The 3056-nt window shown below is 42.9% G+C and carries 3 protein-coding genes; 1 reads left to right on the top strand and 2 read right to left on the bottom strand.

What is annotated here, in order from left to right:
• Positions 1–122: 122 nt before the first annotated feature.
• Together ACKTT2_RS00140 and ACKTT2_RS00145 are read right to left on the bottom strand one after the other, a co-directional pair.
• Entirely contained in the window at positions 123–1046 is a 924-nt protein-coding gene (locus tag ACKTT2_RS00140) for a histone deacetylase family protein (RefSeq protein ID WP_407882757.1), read from the bottom strand.
• Between the two features lie 40 nt (positions 1047–1086).
• Positions 1087–1308, bottom strand: coding sequence for a hypothetical protein (locus ACKTT2_RS00145; RefSeq protein WP_407882759.1), 222 nt, complete (start codon positions 1306–1308; stop codon positions 1087–1089).
• Positions 1309–1474: 166 nt separating this feature from the next.
• Here ACKTT2_RS00145 and ACKTT2_RS00150 point away from each other — a divergent pair, with 166 nt between their 5' ends.
• Complete coding sequence (locus ACKTT2_RS00150) at positions 1475–2785, top strand: chloride channel protein (protein WP_407882761.1); 1311 nt, start codon at positions 1475–1477, stop codon at positions 2783–2785.
• Positions 2786–3056 lie beyond the last annotated feature (271 nt).

A 3056-nucleotide genomic window follows, 5' to 3' on the forward strand; every position in this document is an offset into this window, starting at 1 on the left:
AAGAGCATAGTGTGGTTCATTTACTACAAGAGCATAGTGTGGTTCATTTACTACAAGAGCATAGTGTGGTTCATTTACTACAAGAGCATAGTGTGGTTCATTTATTTGAAAAATGCTGTAAATCAGTTGTAAAACAAACAGCGTTCAATTGTTTCTACAACTGATTTAGAAAGGGAGTCAAAATCGTAACCACCTTCCAATCCAAACACAATTTTACGAGTTATTCCCAAGCAATAATCAGTGAATACACCATAATCTTGCGGCTGTAATTCTATACTTGCTAACGGATCGTCAGCATTGGCATCGTAACCAGCACTAACTATTAATAAATCTGGTTGAAAGTTTGACAAAAAAGGTACAACCTTTTTTTCAAACACAGGTTTGTATACCTCCATATCGCTACCAGGAGGTACGGGTAAATTAAGCACATTATCATGCAATCCTCTTTCTATTGCTCGTCCAGTCCCTGGGTAGCAGGGATACTGATGTAAAGAACAATAGGCGATTTGCGGATGTTCTTCCACAATTGCTTGCGTCCCATTGCCGTGGTGAACATCCCAGTCTAGAATTGCTACACGATGGATTCCAGGTTTTTGCAAGGCGTAAAATGCAGCAACAGCAGCATTGGAGAATAGGCAGAATCCCATTCCCTCATCACTCATAGCATGATGTCCGGGCGGACGTGCTAGGACAAAAGCTGGTTTGCCAGTTTCTAGTACGATATCTACTCCATCCAACCAGGCGCTAACTGCCAGTAATGCAACATCATAACTGCGGGGAGAAACATGGGTATCTCCATCTAAATAACCGCCACCTCTAAGAGCAATTTCTCGGATTTTGTTGATATGGCGCTGGGTATGTGCCTGTTGCAAAAAAGACATGAGTGGTCGAGTTTCTGGTGAAGATGGCGATCGCCATTCAATTTGTTCTGCAAAAGCAACCTGTTTGAGAGCGGTAGTAATAGCTGTTAAACGTTTTGGTGTTTCTGGATGGAAAGACCCGGTTTCATGGTCTAGAAACTCGTCGGAATAGATAACTGGCAACATACGGCTAATGGCTATTGGCTAATAGCAATTAGTTTAATGACTATTCTTTGGTAAAGCCAATCATTTCGTCGGTTGGTTCATCGAGCATTTCTGGTACGACAGCTGGGTTACCTCTAAGTTCATCAGGAGATAACGAAAGCAACACGTCATCCATTTTTGGAGGATGCTTAATGCGATCGCGCATTTCCGGGCTTAATTGTGACTCATCAGTTTGTGGATTTGTTTTCTCAGCTTGATTGGGAGTTGTTTCGTCGCTGTACATGGATACTTACTCCAACCTTGACATACATTGAGCCTAAGCTTTTACCATAGACGCCATACACTACCTTGGGGCTTAAATTCAAATACTGCTTTATCTGCCACACGTACTAGCATAGAAAATATAAAGATTTCATAACATTTGTTTCATTGAGAAAGGAATATCACTTGTGCTACCAGACAATCGCCCTCCTTCCGGACAAACAGGACAAACTCAACGCCGGACTTTTCGTCAACTTTTTGGACTAGTAAAACGCAATCCCTTCACAATTTCTCGTTGGGTTTTATGCTGGGCTGTTGTGGGGGCTGTATGCGGTTTATTTGCGGGATTGTATTGGAGCGTTCTGGAACTGATGCTCCACAGGCTCGAAAAATTTCAAGGTTGGAGTCTGTTGCTCGTCATGCCACTTGCTGGTTTAGCAATTGGTTTAGTCATTCATTTTCTCGGCAATCCTGGTGAAATTGCTGCGATTGTGGATAATATCCATCTTCGGAATGGGCGATTGGATGCTCGCAAAAATCCTTCCATGATTCTGGCTTCTTTGCTTAGCATCTCAGCAGGTGGTAGTGCAGGACCGGAAGCACCACTCGTACAAGTGACGGGTTCTTTTGGGACTTGGGTTGCTGAGCGTTTGCGACTTGAAGGTGAGGATGTGAGGTCTCTCAGTTTAGCTGCAATGGCTGCAGGCTTTACTGCTTTGTTTGGCGCACCTCTTGGTGGTGCAATGTTTGCCTTGGAAATTTTGCACCATCAGCATATTGTTGAATACTACGAGGCTTTAATGCCCGCAATTGTTTCTAGTTGTGCGAGTTATCTCGTTTTCGTAGCAATTACACATTTGGGGATTGCACCAACCTGGCATTTTCCGCAATATCGCGTAGACAGTATTGATGATTTTGCACTAGCTATTATCTTTGGAATTGTGGGAGTTATTGCTGGGTGGATTTTCATGAGTATTTTTCGAGCGTGCGATCGCATTTTTGCCCAAATCCCAGGACCCATTTATTTTCGTACAACACTAGCTGGCTTGGTACTTGGTCTTTTAGCTGCTGTCTTACCCCTTACCCGCTATTTTGGACATCATGAATTAGAAGTTATTCTAGATCGAAACTTTCCGGCTGTTTTCTTATTTGTGCTTGCCTTTGCAAAAATGACATCCATCAGCGTAACTGTAACTGGAGGATGGCGAGGAGGATTTATCATCCCCCTATTTTTTACAGGCGCTTGTTTGGGTAAAGCTGTAGCTGGTTTAATTCCGGGATTGAATTCTACACTTGCCACGATTTGTACAATGGCAGCTATCAATGCAGCAGTGACGCGAACACCTATCAGTACAACCATATTGCTGTCAAAATTAACAAATTTTAGTCCCTTCACGCCAATATTATTTGCCAGTTTGATTGGATTTTTTCTCGCACCTAAAGTACCCTTGATTGAATCCCAACTCAAAAATCAATCGTCAGAAGTGAGTTATCAATAGGGGATTGGGGATTGGCGATTGGCGATTGGGGATTGGCGATTGGGGATTGGCGATTGGGCATTGGTCACTGGTCACTGGGCATTGGTCACTGGTCACTGCTCACTGGTCACTGGTCACTGGTCACTGGTCACTGATTACTGGTTCCCCCAGCAAACAGCAAAATATGCTAGAATTGTATCAAATTATGGCAGTTATTCAGCGTTAATTCGGAATAATTTTGCTTTTTTTTCACTATCAAGGCTAAAATCTGCGATTTTTGGAGTTTTTTAGG

Source organism: Scytonema hankhaensis NUACC26 (assembly GCF_045865695.1).
GTDB lineage: Bacteria > Cyanobacteriota > Cyanobacteriia > Cyanobacteriales > Nostocaceae > Scytonema.

What these genes read in the sequence shown, in the direction of transcription:
- ACKTT2_RS00145 (WP_407882759.1), bottom strand. Translation starts at nt 1,308, where the DNA reads ATGTACAGCGACGAAACAACTCCCAATCAAGCTGAGAAAACAAATCCA.
- ACKTT2_RS00140 (WP_407882757.1), bottom strand. Translation starts at nt 1,046, where the DNA reads ATGTTGCCAGTTATCTATTCCGACGAGTTTCTAGACCATGAAACCGGG.